At 55.5% G+C, this 18,601-nt stretch carries 15 protein-coding genes; 3 read left to right on the top strand and 12 right to left on the bottom strand.

Going from position 1 to position 18,601, the window contains the following annotated elements:
- The first annotated feature begins 85 nt into the window (after positions 1 to 85).
- A complete protein-coding gene (gene elyC, locus CWM52_RS18760; RefSeq protein WP_100685486.1) occupies positions 86 to 865 on the top strand; it encodes an envelope biogenesis factor ElyC in 780 nt (259 codons plus the stop codon).
- Here the strand turns inward: elyC and CWM52_RS18755 are convergent.
- The 12 genes from CWM52_RS18755 to serC all read right to left on the bottom strand — a co-directional run bounded on the left by CWM52_RS18755 (position 842) and on the right by serC (position 14,984).
- Complete coding sequence (locus tag CWM52_RS18755) at positions 842 to 1,735, bottom strand: YcbJ family phosphotransferase (RefSeq protein ID WP_100685485.1); 894 nt, start codon at positions 1,733 to 1,735, stop codon at positions 842 to 844. The genes elyC and CWM52_RS18755 overlap by 24 nt on opposite strands.
- 143 nt (positions 1,736 to 1,878) lie before the next feature.
- Entirely contained in the window at positions 1,879 to 2,625 is a 747-nt protein-coding gene (gene kdsB, locus CWM52_RS18750) for a 3-deoxy-manno-octulosonate cytidylyltransferase (protein WP_100685484.1), read from the bottom strand.
- Positions 2,622 to 2,804, bottom strand: coding sequence for a Trm112 family protein (locus CWM52_RS18745; protein WP_004860086.1), 183 nt, complete (start codon positions 2,802 to 2,804; stop codon positions 2,622 to 2,624). Before CWM52_RS18745 ends, kdsB begins: the two co-directional genes overlap by 4 nt.
- Positions 2,805 to 2,904: 100 nt before the next feature.
- Positions 2,905 to 4,134, bottom strand: a complete 1,230-nt coding sequence (locus tag CWM52_RS18740; protein WP_100685483.1) for a winged helix-turn-helix domain-containing protein — start codon at positions 4,132 to 4,134, stop codon at positions 2,905 to 2,907.
- A gap of 55 nt (positions 4,135 to 4,189) precedes the next feature.
- Positions 4,190 to 5,170: a tetraacyldisaccharide 4'-kinase gene (gene lpxK / locus CWM52_RS18735; protein WP_100685482.1), complete on the bottom strand. Its 981-nt coding sequence runs from the start codon at positions 5,168 to 5,170 to the stop codon at positions 4,190 to 4,192.
- Complete coding sequence (gene msbA / locus CWM52_RS18730) at positions 5,167 to 6,915, bottom strand: lipid A ABC transporter ATP-binding protein/permease MsbA (protein ID WP_100685481.1); 1,749 nt, start codon at positions 6,913 to 6,915, stop codon at positions 5,167 to 5,169. Before msbA ends, lpxK begins: the two co-directional genes overlap by 4 nt.
- A gap of 36 nt (positions 6,916 to 6,951) precedes the next feature.
- Entirely contained in the window at positions 6,952 to 9,213 is a 2,262-nt protein-coding gene (locus CWM52_RS18725; RefSeq protein WP_100685480.1) for a ComEC family protein, read from the bottom strand.
- A 210-nt stretch (positions 9,214 to 9,423) separates the two neighbouring features.
- Positions 9,424 to 9,711, bottom strand: coding sequence for an integration host factor subunit beta (ihfB, locus tag CWM52_RS18720; protein WP_004100704.1), 288 nt, complete (start codon positions 9,709 to 9,711; stop codon positions 9,424 to 9,426).
- 151 nt (positions 9,712 to 9,862) lie between these two features.
- Positions 9,863 to 11,536 (bottom strand): 30S ribosomal protein S1, encoded by a 1,674-nt coding sequence (gene rpsA / locus CWM52_RS18715; RefSeq protein ID WP_004860074.1) that lies wholly within the window; start codon positions 11,534 to 11,536, stop codon positions 9,863 to 9,865.
- A 113-nt stretch (positions 11,537 to 11,649) separates the two neighbouring features.
- Positions 11,650 to 12,333 (bottom strand): (d)CMP kinase, encoded by a 684-nt coding sequence (gene cmk, locus CWM52_RS18710; RefSeq protein WP_100685479.1) that lies wholly within the window; start codon positions 12,331 to 12,333, stop codon positions 11,650 to 11,652.
- A gap of 206 nt (positions 12,334 to 12,539) precedes the next feature.
- A complete protein-coding gene (gene aroA / locus CWM52_RS18705; protein ID WP_100685478.1) occupies positions 12,540 to 13,823 on the bottom strand; it encodes a 3-phosphoshikimate 1-carboxyvinyltransferase in 1,284 nt (427 codons plus the stop codon).
- Positions 13,824 to 13,895: 72 nt separating this feature from the next.
- A complete protein-coding gene (gene serC, locus CWM52_RS18700) occupies positions 13,896 to 14,984 on the bottom strand; it encodes a 3-phosphoserine/phosphohydroxythreonine transaminase (RefSeq protein ID WP_100685477.1) in 1,089 nt (362 codons plus the stop codon).
- A 613-nt stretch (positions 14,985 to 15,597) separates the two neighbouring features.
- Here serC and ycaO point away from each other — a divergent pair.
- Positions 15,598 to 17,358 (top strand): 30S ribosomal protein S12 methylthiotransferase accessory factor YcaO, encoded by a 1,761-nt coding sequence (ycaO, locus tag CWM52_RS18695; protein WP_100685493.1) that lies wholly within the window; start codon positions 15,598 to 15,600, stop codon positions 17,356 to 17,358.
- A 384-nt stretch (positions 17,359 to 17,742) separates the two neighbouring features.
- Entirely contained in the window at positions 17,743 to 18,600 is an 858-nt protein-coding gene (gene focA / locus CWM52_RS18690; protein ID WP_100685476.1) for a formate transporter FocA, read from the top strand.
- The last annotated feature ends 1 nt before the right edge of the window (position 18,601 follow it).

The following is an 18,601-nucleotide window of genomic DNA, read 5'->3' as shown; positions in this document are numbered from 1 at the left end:
GTCATACCCACGCTGAGAATGAAGCGATCTGTTATAAGATCCGGACATAACTTTGGTTATATGGTTAAAAAAGGAACCATCTGGCATGCTTTTTACACTGAAAAAGGTTTCAGGCGGCATGATGTTGCCGCTTCCCCTGCTGCTATTGCTGATGGCGGTCGGCATCGCGCTACTGTGGTTTAGCCGTTTCCAGCGCAGCGGCAAGCTCTGCGTCAGCCTCGGCTGGCTGCTGTTGCTGTTGTTGAGCCTGCAACCGGTCGCCGATAGTTTGCTCAAACCCATTGAAGATAAATACCCGACGTGGCGGGATGCAAAGCGCGTGCAGTACGTCGTCGTACTTGGCGGGGGCTACACCTGGAACCCGGACTGGGCGCCCAGTTCAAATCTTATCAACAACAGCCTGCCGCGGCTGACGGAGGGGATCCGCCTGTGGTATGAAAACCCGGGCGCAAAACTCATCTTTACCGGCGCGGCGGCGAAAACCAATCCCGTCAGCACGGCAGAAGCCGGCGCCAGAGTTGCAGAGAGTCTGGGGATACCGCGCAGCGAAATTATCGTTCTGGATAAACCGAAAGATACCGAAGAGGAAGCCGAAGCGGTGAAACAGACCATCGGCGATGCGCCATTCCTGCTGGTGACTTCCGCATCGCATTTACCGCGGGCGATGATTTTCTTCCAACATGTCGGGCTAAACCCGCTGCCTGCGCCCGCTAACCAACTGGCGATCGCCTCGCCGCTCAACCCGTGGGAACGGGCGATCCCTTCCCCGGTCTGGCTAATGCACAGCGATCGCGTCGGCTACGAAACGCTGGGGCGCATCTGGCAATGGTTAAAGGGCACCTCAGGCGAGCCAGGGCAGGATTGATTTCGCGGCCAGGTCAAACCGGGCGCGGTCAAAGCGCCCGGTATTGACGAGGCTATCCACCTCATCCCACAGCAGATAGAGCCAGCGTCGCCACAGGAAGGATTCGGCCACCGGCGCGCGGCGCAGATAGTGCCACAGCAACTGCTCCGCCTGTCCGCCGTCCGACAGGCGAAACAGTTCATATTCTCGCGGCGCCCACAGCATCATCCCCGGCCCGACCATCGCCAGCAGCTGATCGCTACGCGCATCTTTCAGCATACTGCGCAGCGTAAAGCTGCCGTGTACCAGCACGCAGTTATCATTAAAATCTTTCAATAAATCCGGGAGGCACTCGCGGGCGCGGAACAGAATCCGTTTATCCTGCATCGTCAGGCCGGTATCCTGGTACAGATTAAGGGTGCTCCACAGCATCTCAACCCGCTGGCGGTACCAGTACGGCCACAGGTTTTCCTGGGTGCTGTCCACCATGCCGACGCAGCCGCCGCTATCGTGCCGGTGCCACGCCAGAAGAGCCTCCACGATCTGTTCCTGCAGTTGCTCCCAGCGTTCCGGCGTACGGGCCGGCGCTTCCGCAGAGACCCCGCGCAGTCGCTCAATCAACAACACGTCCGGGCCAGGATGCTCTTCATGCGTCAGCACCCCGTAGACTACCGGCATGCGCGCGGTACCGCTGCGCGCCAGCGTGGAGATTTTCCACGCCAGCTGGCGGGCAATGCCCGGGGTGGTAAAACTTCTCGCCAGCAGCGGTAGCGGGTTTCCCTGCGCATCATAAAGCGACCACAGCGCCGAGGCGGGTTTCTCGCTGATACACTCCACGCGGCTCAGTTTCTCTCCCAGCAGATGGCTAAGTTCGGTTCGCAGCTGTTCCATTTCTGATTACCCCTGTGAATACTACTGGTTTTAATAATGAGCGCCAGTCGCAGGGATGTCATCAGGCGAGATCAAAAAATTGAGGGAAAAGGTATGGAAAAACAGCTTGAGGATATCCCCTCACGGCGGAGGGGATGAACGAATTAACGCAGCTCCGCGCGCACGCGCTCCAGATCTTCCGGCGTATCAACACCGGTCCCCGGGACAACTTCGGCTACCGCGACATGGATTTTTTCGCCATACCACAGCACCCGCAGCTGCTCCAGCATTTCGATCTGCTCCAGCGGACTCGGCGCCCAGCTGACATAGCGACGGATAAAGCCGGCGCGATAACCGTAAATACCGATATGACGTAGCAGTGAATCGCCGATGGCCTCGCGCGACTGTGCAAAGCGATCGCGATCCCACGGAATGGTGGCGCGGGAGAAGTAGAGCGCATAGCCCTGCGCATCCATCACCACCTTCACGGCATTCGGATTAAATGCTTCCTGAGCATCGTGAATCGCAACGGCGAGCGTTGCCATGCCGCAAGTATTGGCCGCCAGATTTTCAGCCACCTGGCGGACGATCGCCGGCGGAATCATCGGCTCATCGCCCTGAATATTGACGATGATCGTGTCATCACTGAAGCCGCATTTTTCAACAACTTCGGCCAGACGCTCGGTCCCGGATTGATGGTCCGCACGCGTCATACACACTTCGCCGCCGGCAGCTTCTACCGCGCGCGCAACATCATCATGATCCGTCGCGACAATAATGCGCTCTGCCCCGGATTCGCGCGCGCGCTCCAGAACATGAACGATCATCGGCTTACCGTTAATATCCTGTAGGGGCTTGCCCGGCAAACGCGTGGAAGCAAAACGGGCAGGAATGATGACCACGAAACTCATGAATGGCTCTCTCCCACGGCTAATGCGCGGGCTTCGGTCTCCAGCAAGACGGGAATGCCTTCACGGAAAGGAAAGGCCAGACTGTCAATTTTGCAAATCAGCTCTTGCTTATCCTGGCTGTAGTAGAGTTTACCGTTGCAGACAGGACAGGCGATGATTTCTAGTAAACGGTGATCCATGATTCCTCCTGATGGACCGAATAGATTCTGCAGCAGCATATCACATGATGGCAAACTCAGGGATCCGTTTGCGGCAAAGGCTGAGCGGGGGTGACGTTGTTCAGACCGGGGAAATCTCCCAGCCCTGCTGACGGTCGGTGAAAAGCCCCGGCGGCAGACGACCGAAGGTTATGCGCTGTACCGACTGCCAGATAGCAAACTCTTCTATCGCCCGACGCAGCCCTCTCTCCAGCCCCGGGGTAACCTTGACCCCCTCTTCCAGCCACAGCGAAAAGACCTCCAGAACTCCGGTTTTCCGATGCACCTTGCTGTCCATTCTGCCCACCAGTCTTCCCTGGTGCAGCAGCGGCAGGACAAAGTAGCCATACTGACGCTTCGGCGCGGGCGTGTAGCACTCGAGGCGATAGCTGAAACTGAATAGTTGCTCAGCGCGCTTACGGTCCCAGACTACCGGGTCAAAAGGCGAAAGCACCGCGCTGTGGCTGGCGGCGAGTTTACCGCCGGGCGCCGCCTCCAGCTGCCCGAGCGCCTCGCGGTGGAGCCACATTTCGCCCAGCTCCTCGACCTGCACCGGAACCACCACGCCCTCCTCCTGCCAGCTCGCCAGCAGCGCCGGTAAAGCGGGCTGGCGGAGCCGATAGTAATCCGCCAGCCACTGAGGGCGAAAAATGCCGAGACTCCGGGCGCTGTTGCGCAGCATTAATGCTTCCGCCTGCGACTGCGTCAGCGCATCGCGCCCGTCGTCCCAGTGCGGCATGACGCGATGCGTCAGATCGTACACCCGCTGAAAGTTGCGCCGCTCCACCACCATCACTTTGCCGGCGGTAAACAAGCCTTCCAGATGGCGCTTGTGCGGCTTCCATTCCCACCAGCCGCTGGCGCCTTTGCGCGGATGTTCAAAGTCGGCCGAACGAACCGGACCATTCTGCGCGATATGCTCCAGCAGCAGCTGAATATCATCAGCGTGTTCAGTCATCCACGCTTTGTGATATTTCCAGCCCATCTTATCGGGCGTCAGCATGCAGTGGCGTACCAGGGCAAAGTCGCTGCGGGGCAGAAAGCAAGCTTCATGGGCCCAGTACTCCATCAGTTCCCCGCTGCGCAGGGCCTCCTCCAGCCAGCTTTGCGGATAGCGGCCAAGCCGGCTAAAAAGCACAAGATAGGGGCTGCGGGCAACGACGTTAATGGTATCGATTTGTAGCAATGACATCTGCTGAATAGTTTGCAGAATATCGCTGGCGCGGGCACGACGCCGGGGCTTCTTCAGCAATCCCTGCGCCGCAAGATGGAGATGGCGGGCTTCTTTAAGCGAAAGTTGTAATACCGACATGCAGGTTCTCCGTCAAGGACTCCGGCACCGCGTTATTGAAGCGAGCGTGGCAGAACTAACGTTGCGCCAGCGTCACCAGTTCCGTCAGCAGCTGCTGTGCGCGTTCATCCGTCATTATGGCGTCGACAGGTAAATACCACCAGTTTGCTTCGGCAAACCCACGACATTTCACCGCGTCTTTCTCGGTCATCAGCAGCGTTTGCTGCGGGTTCGCAAGGGCGGAAACGCTTGCCTGCGTTAATGCCTGGTGATCGGCAAGCGCGACGGTTTTTACCGGCAGGACGCCGCAGCTTTCGAGGGTGGCGAAAAAGCGCGGGGGATGGCCGATCCCGGCCATGGCAACGACATTGTCGAAAGAGGCCACGTCTCGCCGTTCGCCGCTGCGTAAATTTATCGCCAGTCCAGGCTGCAGGCGCATAGGGATCTCCCCGGCCTGCGCGACGCCGCCGTTCACAATGATGGCATCGACACTGCGTAAACGCGACGCGCGTTCACGCATCGGCCCGGCCGGGAGCCACCAGCCATTGCCAAAACGGCGCTCGCCATCAATCACGACAATTTCTTTGTCCCGTGCCAGTTTGTAGTGCTGCAGACCATCATCGGTGATGATGAGCTGCAAGTCATGCGCATGAAGCAGCGCCTGTACCGCCTCACGACGCTCCGGCGAAACCGCAACCGGCGCGCCGGTTCGTTGAAAAATAAGTACCGGTTCATCGCCGGCTTCCGCCGTACTGGTCTGCTTGCTGAGCAATAACGGATAGCTCGCCGCTTTCCCGCCATAACCGCGGGAGACAACGCCAACGCGAATACCGCGCTGGCGGAGCTGTTCCACCAGCCAGATGACCACCGGCGTTTTGCCGTTGCCTCCGGCGGTGAGGTTACCCACTACCGCCACCGGAACCGGTGCTCGCCAGGCTTTCTTCAGCCCCAGCCGATAGCTGAGGCGAATCAGCCCGCTCACCAGGCCATAAAGCCAGGAGAACGGCAGCAAGAGTCGCCATACCGGCGACTCACCGGACCAGATACGCGCAATCATTGGCCAAACTGCATTTTATGTAGCTGAGCGTACACGCCGCGGTGTTCCAGCAGGTCGGCATGGCTACCGCGCTCGACAATATGACCATCTTCCACAACCACAATTTCATCGGCTTGTTCGATGGTGGACAGACGGTGAGCAATAACCAGCGAAGTGCGGTTTTTCTGTAGCTCGTCGAGGGCCGCCTGGATAGCGCGTTCCGACTCGGTATCCAGCGCCGATGTTGCTTCATCCAGAATCAGAATCGGGCTGTTACGCAGCAGCGCACGCGCGATGGCAATACGCTGACGCTGTCCGCCGGAGAGCAGTACGCCGTTCTCACCGATAACGGTATCGAGGCCATTATCCATTTTGCTGATAAAGTCCATCGCATAGGCCATACGCGCCGCCTCTTCGATCTGCTCGCGGCTGTACTCTTCCTCGCGCGCATAGGCAATGTTATTCGCCACAGTATCGTTGAACAGATGAACGTTTTGCGATACCAGCGCGACCTGGTTGCGCAGCGATGCCAGGGTGTATTCACGCAGCTCGTGGCCATCGAGCAGAATCTGGCCATTATCGATATCATAAAAGCGCGTAATCAGGCTGGCGATGGTCGATTTACCCGACCCCGAACGTCCGACCAGGGCGACCGTTTTGCCTTCCTGGATGTGGAGGTTGATATTTCGCAGCGCTGGCGTTTCGCGGCCCGGATAGGTAAAGGTGACGTCTTTAAATTCCAGGTTGCCCTTCGCGCGATCGAGAACCAGCTTGCCTTCGTCTTTTTCCTGTTCGGAATCAAGAATCGCAAACAGCGTCTGGCAGGCGGCCATCCCGCGCTGGAACTGAGCATTGACGTTAGTCAGCGATTTCAGCGGACGCATCAACGCAATCATCGAGGAGAAGACCACGGTGATGGTACCGGCAGTCAACGTTTCCATGACGCTCGGGAAGCTGGCGGCATAGAGGACAAATGCCAGCGCCAGTGACGCAATCAGCTGAATAACCGGGTCAGAAATAGACGACGCGGAGACCATTTTCATCCCCTGCAAGCGCATTTTGTTGCTGACCTTATCAAAACGTTTGGTTTCTACCTCCTGGCCGCCAAACATCAGCACTTCTTTATGCCCTTTCAGCATTTGCTCTGCGCTGGTGGTCACCTGACCCATGGTGTTCTGCATATTCTTGCTGATATTACGAAAACGCTTCGATACCACGCGAATCGCCACGGAGACGATGGGGGCCAGGACTATCAGAATCAGCGACAGCTGCCAGCTGTAGTAGAACATCATCACAAACAGGCCGATGATCGAAGCGCCTTCGCGTACAACGGTAATCAGCGCGCTGGAAGAGGATGACGCAACCTGTTCGGAATCATAGGTAATGCGTGACAGCAAGGTACCCGTGGATTGTTTATCGAAGAAGGAGACGGGCATCCCCATCATGTGGCTGAACAGTCGGCGGCGCATGGTCATGACGACTTTGCCTGAAACCCACGAGATACAGTAGCTCGAAATATAGCTGGTGACGCCACGCAGCAACATCAACCCAATCACCACCAGCGGCATCCATAGCAGCACTGAGCGATCCGTTTTACCAAAACCATCATCCAGTAACGGTTTAAGAAGCGATAGCATGAAGGTATCACTAGCGGCGTTAAAGACTAACGCAACGGCCGCGACGATCAGTCCGGTTTTAAATGGCGCAATAAGCGGCCAGAGGCGGCGGAAGGTCTGCCACGTGGAGAGATCTTTATCATTCTGCATTCAATAAACCAGCTTATGTTGAAATAGCCGCATATTCTACCCGTTATCCGCGGTCTCGCCAAACCACTGATGATACCAACGCGGTAAAAGTTGATCTCGTAAGCTTTGGATTTGCCAACCTTCTGGAGAAAAAATAACCGTAACTTGCCCCTGATGCGGCGTATCAAACCACCGATAGCCCTGCTGTCGGTAGCGCAGCGCCACTTTAGCCGCCGGCATCCGCCAGACATTATATCGCGAGGCTGAAGCCAGCGCCGCCGCGCCGCCGACCCGCTGCAATAGTGCAACCGAAGAAGAGGTCTGACTCCCGTGGTGCGGAACCTGGATAAGTGTAGACGCAAGATGCTGCCAGTAGCGGCTCATCATTGCCCTTTCCGCCGGAATTTCAATATCTCCGGTCAACAGAACGCTCTGTTTTCCGTCATCAATACGGACCACGCAGGAGCGATTATTACCGGTCATGCTGGAGCCCATCAGCGGCCAGAGCACGCGAAAAGTCAATCCACGCCATTGCCAGCTTTCACCTCGCTGACAGGGAAGATGCCCCTGCCAGCCCAGCGGGCTGCGGATCCAGAGCCCGGGCCAGGCCTTCAGCAGCGAATTGAGACCACCGCGGTGGTCAAGGTGCTCATGGCTCAACAACACGCCCTCCGGGCGCAGGTTATGCCAGCGTAGCCACGGAATAATAATCTGCTGACCGCTATCGCCATCGGACCAGGCCAGTCCCGTATCATACAAGATTGCCGCCCCCTCCCGTTCGATGACCATGGCCAGCCCCTGTCCGACGTCCAGCATCGTGACCCGCCATTCATCTTTCACTTCGTGGCGCCAGAAAGGCCAGCTCAGCAGCACCGTGCTGCTGAGACAAAGTGCCGGGAGCGAACGCCAGGCGTGAAAACGCCACACCAGCAGTAGCAGCCAGGGCAATACGCTTAACGCCGCCCAGCGAAAATCCAGACTGAGCCAACCCTGCGGCAACAGACGCAAAAACCAGAATAATGCCGCCAGCAGACGGTCTGCCAGCCACCATACCGCCATTTCAACCACCGCAGGCCCGCTGAGATGCAGCAGCATCGCCAGCAGGATCAAGGGAACCACCGCGAAGGTAACCAACGGCACGGCAATCAGGTTTGCCCCCCAGGAAGTCAGGCTAATGCCGTGGAAAAGGAGAATCTGAATCGGCAATAGCAGAAACATCAGCCCAAGCTGCAGGTGGCCTAACGCGAGCACTTCGCGCCATGGCCAGCTGGCGCGCAGCTGCAACGGCGCCAGCTGGTACCAGAAAATCAACGTCGCGACGGCAAAGATAGACAGCCACAGACTATCAGACAACACCGCCAGCGGATCGGCGAATAAGATAGCGCCAATACAACAGAGCCAGATCTGCCAGGACGACCAGCGTTTGGCTGATAGCCGTAGGCCCGCCACGCAGATCAGGGCCACGCAGGTCCGCAGTGCAGGCGGCTGCATACCGGTCAGCCAGGCGTAAAATAGCGCGCAGGCCAGACCGACAAGTAGCGGCATTCTCCAGCCAATCCACCGGCACGGGAAAAAGAATTGCAGGCCGCGAACCACCAGTCCGCCGAGTATGGCGCCTAACGCAATATGCAGCCCCGAGATCGCCATCAGATGCGATGTGCCGGTTTCCTGCATCAGCCGTTTGATATCCCCCGGGACAACCAGCCTCTCTCCCATGCCGAGCCCGAGTATCACCGATTGCCAGGGAAAAGCCTCAAGAGTGCGCGCCAGCGATGCCAGATAGCGTGCGCGGTAACTGCACGTCGGGTCTAGCGCTTCAGCCGACGTAAAGCGCCCGGTTAACGCACGATGTTGTGCCAGGGCAAAACGCTGGCCGTCAAAGCCCCCTTCGTTGAGCTGACTATGGACCGGGCGAAGACGAGCGGTCATCTTCCAGCGCTGCCCGGCACATGGCGGGTCGGGCAGCGCATTACCGTACAGAGTCACCGCTGGTGCCGGCCATAGTCTCTGCCCGTTTAAACGGAGAATATTTCCCTGATAGGTCATCTCCCCTTCAACTGCCGTCAACTGGATTTCAACCTGCCGGTTACCGCCGGGTAGCACCTGCATCGGCCACAGCACCTGACGCGCGCTCAGCACACCCCAGGCAAAAAACAGCATGGTCAACGCCAGGTAACGTGATGGACTCCAGCGGTAAAACGCTATCAGGATCGCGCCAGCGATAATCACCTGAACGGCGGGCAGCGTGGGCAGCTCGGGTAACAACAGCAGTGGGCAGATCCCGATAACCGCGCACCCGGCAAGCTGTGATAAACGCATGTCCCCCTCCCTGTTGACGGAGAGTATTGCGCGAAAGCGAAAGGTCGTCAGCGGTCGGCGGGCAGATGTGGATTGCGGCTTGCGCAAAACCTGCGATGTTGCTGCAAAACGGGGGCGCTACTGCGAGGCAGGGCAAACTGGGGGCATAAAAAAAGCACCGCAGAGGTGCTTTTTTTATCATCGGAGTACGTTGTCGCGGCTCTGCGCAACTTACTCTTCGTAAATATTGGCGCGGTCGCGTAATTCTTTCCCAGGCTTAAAGTGCGGAACGTACTTACCTTCCAGCTCAACTTTATCGCCAGTCTTCGGGTTACGCCCGGTGCGAGGTGCTCGATAATGCAAAGAGAAACTGCCGAAACCGCGGATTTCAATGCGCTCACCTTGAGCAAGCGTTGAGGCCATATGTTCCAGCATTTCTTTAACAGCATCTTCGACCGCTTTCGCGGGAATGTGAGATTGCTGGCTGGCAAGTCTTTCTATCAATTCTGACTTGGTCATTATTCCTCCGGTTTCCTTCAAGGCAAAATTAGCTAACTGCTTTAAACAAGGGCGGCCGTAGCCGCCCTTTGTGCTTGATTACAGGACGAATCCTGCAATCTGTCAAGTAAACTCGTCGTAATTCAGGTTGTTGTAACCTGAATGACTAAGATTACTCGCCTTTAGCTGCTTTGAAAGCTTCAGCCATTGCGTTGTTAGAGAAGTTTGCATCTTCCTGTTTGTTAACAGTTGCGATGGCATCTTTCTCATCAGCTTCGTCTTTAGCACGAACAGACAGGCTGATTGCGCGGTTTTTACGATCAACGCCGGTGAATTTAGCTTCAACGTCGTCGCCAACGCTCAGAACCAGAGTCGCATCTTCAACGCGGTCACGGGAAGCTTCAGAAGCGCGCAGGTAACCTTCAACGCCGTCAGCCAGTTCTACGGTTGCGCCTTTAGCGTCAACTGCAGTGACTTTACCGTTTACGATTGCGCCTTTCTTGTTCAGTGCAACCCAGTTGTTGAACGGATCTTCTGCGAGCTGTTTAACGCCCAGAGAGATACGCTCACGCTCTGCGTCAACCTGCAGAACAACTGCTGCGATTTCGTCGCCTTTTTTGTATTCACGAACTGCTTCTTCGCCTGCAACGTTCCAGGAGATGTCAGACAGGTGAACCAGGCCGTCGATGCCGCCGTCCAGGCCGATGAAGATACCGAAGTCAGTGATAGACTTGATTTTACCTTCAACACGGTCGCCCTTGTTGTGGGTTTCCGCAAACTGCTGCCACGGGTTGTTTTTGCACTGCTTCAGACCCAGGGAGATACGACGACGTTCTTCGTCGATATCCAGAACCATCACTTCCACTACGTCGCCAACGTTAACAACTTTGGACGGGTGGATGTTTTTGTTGGTCCAGTCCATTTCGGAAACGTGAACCAGGCCTTCAACGCCTTCTTCGATTTCAACGAAGCAGCCGTAGTCGGTCAGGTTGGTCACGCGACCGGTCAGTTTGGTACCTTCCGGATAACGCTTAGCGATAGCTACCCACGGATCTTCGCCCAGCTGTTTCAGGCCCAGAGATACACGAGTACGCTCGCGGTCGAACTTCAGCACTTTAACAGTGATTTCGTCGCCAACGTTTACGATTTCGCTCGGGTGCTTAACGCGTTTCCACGCCATATCGGTGATGTGCAGCAGGCCGTCAACGCCGCCCAGATCAACGAATGCGCCGTAGTCAGTGAGGTTCTTAACGATACCTTTGACTTCCATGCCTTCCTGCAGGTTTTCCAGCAGCTGATCGCGTTCTGCGCTGTTTTCGGATTCGATAACGGCACGACGGGATACAACAACGTTGTTACGCTTCTGGTCAAGCTTGATAACTTTGAACTCAAGCTCTTTGCCTTCCAGGTGCAGAGTGTCGCGAACCGGACGAACGTCAACCAGGGAACCTGGCAGGAACGCGCGAATACCATTCAGCTCAACAGTGAAGCCACCTTTAACTTTGCCGTTGATAACACCGACTACAGTTTCAGCTTCTTCGTAAGCTTTTTCCAGCGTGATCCAAGCTTCGTGACGTTTAGCTTTTTCACGGGACAGCAGGGTTTCACCGAAGCCGTCTTCTACTGCATCCAGAGCAACGTCAACTTCGTCACCAACCTGGATTTCCAGCTCGCCCTGGGCGTTTTTGAACTGCTCTGCCGGAATGGCGGACTCAGATTTCAGACCGGCGTCAACCAGTACGATATCTTTGTCGATAGCAACAACAACACCACGAACGATGGAACCCGGACGGGTTTCGATTGTTTTTAAGGATTCTTCAAATAGTTGAGCAAAAGATTCAGTCATGTTTAATCTTCAGGTTTCATATTTAACGTCCACCTGGCTCCGTGCCGGATGGGGTTGTTTAACATACCCGCTAACACTCCATTGCTGCGGGGGTACTGCTAAATCGGTCGCGATTACGCGAGTGCCAGTTTTTGGCGCGCATATTGTAGCGCTTTTTCAATCACTTGCTCAATAGTTAAACTGGTTGAATCCAGAACTAATGCATCTTCTGCAGGAACAAGTGGGGCGACGGCGCGGTTACGATCGCGGTCATCGCGCTCTTTTATCTCGGATAAAAGGCGATCAAAGTTAACACTAAACCCCTTCTCCTGCAACTGAAGCATGCGACGCTGAGCACGTTCTTCCGAAGAGGCGTCAAGGAAAATTTTGACGGGGGCATCCGGGAAGACGACGGTTCCCATATCGCGTCCGTCGGCGATCAGACCCGGGGCTTCACGGAATCCACGCTGGCGACGCAGCAACGCTTCACGCACGCGGGGAAACGCGGCGACTTTCGATGCGGTATTGGCCACTTCCTGAGTACGAATGGCGGCGCTAACGTCTTCGCCTTCAAGAATGATTTCCAGACTGCCGTCGGTGGAGATAAAACGCACGTCCAGGTGCGCCGCTAGCGGTACCAGCGCCTCTTCCGATCCGACATCAACATGATGATGCAGCGCCGCAAGAGCCAGAACGCGATAGATGGCCCCGGAATCCAGCAGATGCCAGCCCAGCGCTTCCGCCATTGCCTTGCACAAGGTGCCTTTACCTGCACCGCCAGGCCCATCAATGGTGATTACCGGAATATTTGCCGTCATCTTTTTCTCCTTCAGCAAGGCGCATAGAATGTAAACGCCGCGCATTATACGCATCTCTACGCCGGAAAGTGAGCATTGCTTGCAAATTACGGACTACCAGAAATGAAACGCAGAAGAATTGCGCAATTATAGCGGGCTGACGGAACGTCAGCCCGGAAGATGACAATATTTTACTTTTTCGTTTTACTTTTATGCGCAGGCGAACGTTACGCCAGCGTGCTGATCCGCGCCAGCTGCTCGAAATAATCCGGGAAAGTTTTCGCCGTACATTTCGGGTCGAGAATGGTTACCGGCGTGTCGGAAAGCGCCACCAGCGAGAAGCACATTGCCATACGGTGATCGTTATAGGTGCCGATTTCAGCAAAGCGGAGCTTCGCAGGCGGGGTGATGCGAATGTAATCCTCCCCTTCTTCAACCTCTGCTCCCACTTTACGCAGCTCCGTCGCCATAGCAAACAGACGGTCGGTCTCTTTCACGCGCCAGTTATAAATGTTGCGCAGCGTGGTGGTGCCTTTTGCAAACAGAGCCGCGGTGGCGATAGTCATCGCCGCATCCGGAATATGGTTCATATCCATATCGATAGCGTTCAGTTCGCCATGCGTGCAGGCAATGAAATCCTCGCCCCAGGTGACGGTTGCACCCATTTTTTCCAGTACGTCGGCAAAACGGATATCGCCCTGTACGCTGTTGCGGCCGATACCGGTGACTTTGACCGTCCCACCTTTGATGGCGCCGGCGGCAAGGAAATAAGAGGCTGAGGAAGCATCGCCTTCCACCAGGTAATCGCCCGGCGACTGGTACTGCTGATTGCCGCGGACGACAACGCGTTGGTAGTTGTGGTTTTCAACATCAACGCCAAAGGTTTTCATCAGATGGAGCGTGATGTCGATATAGGGTTTAGACACCAGCTCGCCTTTAATGGCGATGGTCGTGTCCTGCGGTGCCAGCGGCGCAGCCATCAGCAGTGCGGTCAGGAACTGGCTGGAGACGCTGCCGTCTACTTCCACTTCGCCGCCGGTAAAGCCGCCGCGCAGGCGCAGAGGCGGATAGTTTTCCTGCTCCAGATAATCAATCTGCGCGCCGCCCTGGCGCAGGGCGTCGACCAGATGGCCAATCGGGCGCTCTTTCATTCGCGGTTCGCCGGTCAGCACGATATCGTTGCTACCCAGACATAGCGCGGCCGCCAGCGGACGCATGGCGGTCCCTGCGTTACCCAGGAACAGCTCCAGCGCGCTACCGGCCAGCAGCGGCCCACCGTTGCCGGTCACTTCACAGCGGGTACGGTCAGCAGACAGAACGTAATGAACTCCCAGGGCGCTCAGGGCATTCAGCATATGGCGTACATCGTCGCTGTCCAGCAGGTTGGTCAGCACCGTGGTGCCACGGGCCAAAGCCGCCAGCAGCAAAGCGCGGTTAGAGACACTTTTTGACCCAGGCAGGTTCACGGTGCCATCGACTCGCGCAATGGGTTGTAACGTCAGGGATTCCATCAAACTAAACTCTCAAACAAACAGAATAAAAACCCCGCAGACCCGCTGCGGGGATGAAAAGCAGGAGGGTGATTAGCCGTGGCGGCGTTCAAAATCCTGCATAAAGTCGGTCAGTGCCTGCACGCCTGCCAGCGGCATCGCGTTATAGATAGAGGCACGCATGCCGCCCACTACGCGGTGGCCTTTCAGCGCATGCAGACCTGCGGCAAAGGACTCTTCAAGGAACAGTTTATCCAGCGCGCTGTCGGCCAACTGGAACGGGACGTTCATGCGGGAACGGTTGGCCGCTGCCACATCGTTACGATAGAAGCTGCTGCGGTCGATCGCGCCGTAGAGCAAATCGGCTTTTTGCTGGTTGATTTTGTCGATGGCCGCCACGCCGCCCTGCTCTTTCAGCCACTTGAACACCAGACCGGCCAGGTACCAGGCGAACGTCGGCGGGGTGTTAAACATGGAGTCGTTGGCATCCAGGACGGAGTAGTCAAGGATTGACGGACAGGCGATACTGGCTTTACCCAGCAGGTCTTCACGCACGATCACCAGCGTCAGGCCCGCCGGGCCGATATTTTTCTGCGCGCCCGCATAGATAACGCCGTAACGGCTGACATCAATCGGAGCGGAGAGAATCGTGGAGGAGAAATCCGCCGCAACCACTACGTCGTCAGCAAAATTCGGCGTTTCATCAATCGCAATACCGTCGATGGTTTCATTCGGACAGTAGTGCAGATAGGCCGCACCTGGCGTCAGCTGCCATTCGCTCATCGGTTTAACCGCACGCAGGCCGTCAACCGTGATTTTCGCGTCAATGGCGTTCGGCGAACAATATTTTTTCGCTTCTTTAATCGCGCTTGCCGCCCAGTAGCCCGCATCGACGTAGTCGGCAACGGTTTTATCGCCAAGCAGGTTCAGCGGGATACCGGCAAACTGTCCGCGACCGCCGCCGTGGCAGAATAAAACTTTATAATTGGAAGGAATATTGAGCAGGGAGCGAAAATCCTGTTCCGCTTCTTCAGCCACCTTAATGAACTCTTTACCACGGTGGCTGATTTCCATCACCGACGTCCCCAAACCGTTCCAGTCGCACAGTTCCTTTTGCGCCAGTTTGAGTACTTCCGCCGGCAGCATTGCCGGGCCTGAACTGAAGTTATAGACCTGAGCCATTTCCCCTCACCACTTGCTATGTTATTTACCCGCGAACCGTCGCGGGCATAAGTTATTCCTGTGGCTATCGGTTTTATCATTCAGTGACACGTACCGCAACGAGTAAAACTAAGCAGCCACGAAATGTGCTTATCATCACACAAAAGAATCTGCCAGCTTGACGTCATAAAACCGACATAATTGCTGTCAGGTGACGCTTTTCGCCCTGCTGGCCCGCGACCATTCTGCATTTGCGCAGCGTGGAGATAATTGTTTATCCCCGGTGCGGAGCTTAAGAACTGCGCTACAACCTACGCCGGCATATTTATCGTCGCGCGCAAGGGTGACGAGCTTGCGTTGTGGGGCGACGGGAAAATGGCCAGACCGGCTTTGGCGTCCGGGTCCGATCATCGTAGAGACTGATTTGCCCGTGGGTTTCCGGCATAGCCAACCGGACCTGTCCCGGCTGTTCAACACCGTTATCCGCAGCGCCATACGATGCCAGTCAAATGCCTGCATGGTTAACGCCTGCACAGTTATCAGAGGTCAGTACGGATAGCCAGACGATGAAGATAGCGCCGGTCATCTAAAAGCCGTATCATTGCGCGCTTTACGTACGATAAAAGTGATCGCCATGACTCAAACATTTATTCCCGGCAAAGATGCCGCCCTGGAAGATTCCATCGCTCGCTTCCAGCAGAAATTGCTCGACCTCGGATTTGATATTGAAGAGGCCTCATGGCTGAATCCCGTACCGCACGTGTGGTCAGTACATATCCGTGATAAAGCGTGCTCGCTGTGTTTCACCAACGGCAAAGGGGCGACCAAAAAAGCGGCGCTGGCCTCCGCGCTTGGCGAATATTTCGAGCGTCTGTCCACCAACTACTTTTTTGCTGACTTTTGGTTGGGCGATACCCTCGCTAACGGACCGTTCGTCCACTACCCCAATGAGAAATGGTTCCCGCTGACCGAAGATGACGAGGTGCCGGAAGGTCTGCTGGATCCTCGTCTGCGCGCATTTTACGATCCTGACGATCAGTTGACCGCCAGCATGCTGGTCGATCTGCAGTCGGGCAATGACCAACGCGGCGTTTGCGGCCTGCCGTTCACCCGTCAGTCCGATGGCGAAACCGTCTATATCCCGATGAATATCGTCGGCAACCTGTATGTCTCTAACGGGATGTCTGCGGGCAATACGCCGAATGAAGCGCGCGTTCAGGCGCTGTCGGAAGTCTTCGAGCGTCATATCAAAAACCGCATCATCGCTGAAAGCATCAGCCTGCCAGAAATTCCGGCAGAGGTCATGGCGCGCTATCCGGGCGTGGTTGAATCCATTAACAAGCTGGAGGCCGAAGGTTTCCCGATTTTTGCTTACGATGGCTCGCTGGGCGGTAAATACCCGGTTATCTGCGTGGTGTTGTTTAACCCGACGAATGGAACCTGCTTCGCCTCTTTCGGCGCGCATCCGGACTTCGGCGTCGCCCTGGAACGTACCGTCACCGAACTGCTGCAGGGTCGTAGCCTGAAAGATCTCGATGTCTTTACGCCACCAACCTTCGATGATGAAGAAGTGGCTGAACACGCCAACCTTGAAACCCACTTTATCGATTCCAGCGGCCTGATCTCCTGGGATATGTTCAAACAGGATGCCGACTACCCGTTCGTCGACTGGAGCTTCTCCGGCACGACGGAGGAAGAGTTCGCCACCCTGATGGCTATCTTTAAAGCAGAAGATAAAGAAGTTTACATCGCCGATTATGAGCACCTGAGCGTCTACGCCTGCCGCATCATCGTTCCGGGAATGTCAGACATTTACCCGGCAGAAGATCTGTGGCTGGCCAATAACAGCATGGGCAGCCATCTGCGCGAAACTCTTCTCTCCCTGCCGGGCAGCGAATGGGATAAAGAAGATTATCTGGCGCTGATCGAGCAGCTGGACGATGAAGGGAATGACGACTTTACCCGCGTGCGCGAGCTGCTGGGCCTGGCGACAGGCAAAGACAATGGCTGGTATACGCTGCGCATTGGTGAGCTGAAGGCGATGCTGGCGCTGGCAGGCGGCGATCTGGAGCAGGCGCTGATCTGGACGGAATGGACCATTGAATTCAATGCTTCAATCTTCAGTGCCGAGCGCGCGAACTACTACCGCTGCCTGCAGACGCTGCTGCTGCTCAGTCAGGAAGAAGAACGTCAGCCTCTGCAGTATCTGAATGCCTTTATCCGCATGTACGGTGCTGATGCGGTAGAAGCCGCCAGCGCGGCGATGAGCGGTGAAGCGCCGTTCTATGGTCTGCAGGCCGTAGATAGCGATCTGCAGGCTTTCCCGGCCCATCAGTCCTTACTGAAAGCCTATGAAAAACTGCAGCGGGCAAAAGCGGCATTCTGGGCTAAATAAGGCTTCATTTTACTGCCAGCCACATTATTCACGGGGTCGATAAGGACCCCGTTTTTCATCGCTAAATAGCCCCGCGGCTAATTTGTAGTTGCAACGTTAATTTACAGTAAACTTTTTTTACGCATCACTTTAGGATTGTTAATTTTAATAAAAAATACCCCATTTTAATTAACCGTCCGTGGCGGCCAAAATGAAAAAAATCAACATAATTTGTAAATTTTAAAATTTATTTTTTTAATTTAAAACATGCACTTATCACCATAAAAAGTAAAAACCACACATATCCAGGGCTTATAGTTCCGGTGGGATATGATCTACATCAAATTCCCTTCTATAATGCTTTGTTAGTATCTCACCGCCAACTTTTATAAAGAGAGAGTTAGTGTGAAAGCTGACAACCCTTTTGATCTTTTACTCCCTGCAGCCATGGCGAAAGTCGCCGAAGAAGCAGGTGTCTACAAAGCGACAAAGCACCCGATGAAGACGTTTTATCTGGCGATTACCGCTGGTGTTTTCATTTCCATCGCTTTTGTCTTCTATATTACGGCGACAACCGGCACTGCCGCGATGCCTTTCGGGATTGCTAAACTGATCGGAGGGATCTGCTTTTCACTCGGCCTGATTCTTTGCGTCATTTGCGGTGCCGACCTGTTTACCTCCACCGTTCTTATCGTCGTGGCGAAAGCCAGCGGACGAATTACCTGGGGTCAACTGGCAAGAAACTGGCTCAACGTCTATGTTGGTAACCTGATAGGCGCGCTGCTGTTTGTATTGCTGATGTGGTTATCTGGCGAGCATATGACCGCCAACGGAGCCTGGGGCCTTAACGTCCTGCAAACCGCCGACCACAAAATGCACCATACATTTATTGAAGCCGTGTGTCTGGGTATCCTGGCTAACCTGATGGTCTGTCTGGCGGTGTGGATGAGCTACTCCGGCCGCAGCCTGATGGATAAAGCCATGATTATGGTGCTCCCCGTAGCGATGTTTGTTGCCAGCGGCTTTGAGCACAGTATCGCTAACATGTTTATGATCCCGCTGGGTATCGTAATCCGCGACTTTGCAAGCCCGGAATTCTGGACCGCGATTGGTTCCGCTCCGGAAAATTTCTCTCACCTGACCGTGATGAACTTCATTACTGATAACCTGATTCCGGTAACTATCGGGAACATTATCGGCGGTGGTCTGCTGGTTGGGTTGACATACTGGGTCATTTACCTGCGTGGCGACGACCATCACTAAG

Source organism: Raoultella sp. T31 (assembly GCF_002806725.1).
GTDB lineage: Bacteria > Pseudomonadota > Gammaproteobacteria > Enterobacterales > Enterobacteriaceae > Klebsiella > Klebsiella electrica.
This window is presented reverse-complemented; position numbering and strand designations above follow the sequence as displayed.

Excerpts from the sequence above, each read along its gene's own strand:
- elyC (WP_100685486.1), top strand. The coding sequence starts at position 86 with ATGCTTTTTACACTGAAAAAGGTTTCAGGCGGCATGATGTTGCCGCTT.
- CWM52_RS18755 (WP_100685485.1), bottom strand. The coding sequence starts at position 1,735 with ATGGAACAGCTGCGAACCGAACTTAGCCATCTGCTGGGAGAGAAACTG.
- kdsB (WP_100685484.1), bottom strand. The coding sequence starts at position 2,625 with ATGAGTTTCGTGGTCATCATTCCTGCCCGTTTTGCTTCCACGCGTTTG.
- CWM52_RS18745 (WP_004860086.1), bottom strand. The coding sequence starts at position 2,804 with ATGGATCACCGTTTACTAGAAATCATCGCCTGTCCTGTCTGCAACGGT.
- CWM52_RS18740 (WP_100685483.1), bottom strand. The coding sequence starts at position 4,134 with ATGTCGGTATTACAACTTTCGCTTAAAGAAGCCCGCCATCTCCATCTT.
- lpxK (WP_100685482.1), bottom strand. The coding sequence starts at position 5,170 with ATGATTGCGCGTATCTGGTCCGGTGAGTCGCCGGTATGGCGACTCTTG.
- msbA (WP_100685481.1), bottom strand. The coding sequence starts at position 6,915 with ATGCAGAATGATAAAGATCTCTCCACGTGGCAGACCTTCCGCCGCCTC.
- CWM52_RS18725 (WP_100685480.1), bottom strand. The coding sequence starts at position 9,213 with ATGCGTTTATCACAGCTTGCCGGGTGCGCGGTTATCGGGATCTGCCCA.
- ihfB (WP_004100704.1), bottom strand. The coding sequence starts at position 9,711 with ATGACCAAGTCAGAATTGATAGAAAGACTTGCCAGCCAGCAATCTCAC.
- rpsA (WP_004860074.1), bottom strand. The coding sequence starts at position 11,536 with ATGACTGAATCTTTTGCTCAACTATTTGAAGAATCCTTAAAAACAATC.
- cmk (WP_100685479.1), bottom strand. The coding sequence starts at position 12,333 with ATGACGGCAAATATTCCGGTAATCACCATTGATGGGCCTGGCGGTGCA.
- aroA (WP_100685478.1), bottom strand. The coding sequence starts at position 13,823 with ATGGAATCCCTGACGTTACAACCCATTGCGCGAGTCGATGGCACCGTG.
- serC (WP_100685477.1), bottom strand. The coding sequence starts at position 14,984 with ATGGCTCAGGTCTATAACTTCAGTTCAGGCCCGGCAATGCTGCCGGCG.
- ycaO (WP_100685493.1), top strand. The coding sequence starts at position 15,598 with ATGACTCAAACATTTATTCCCGGCAAAGATGCCGCCCTGGAAGATTCC.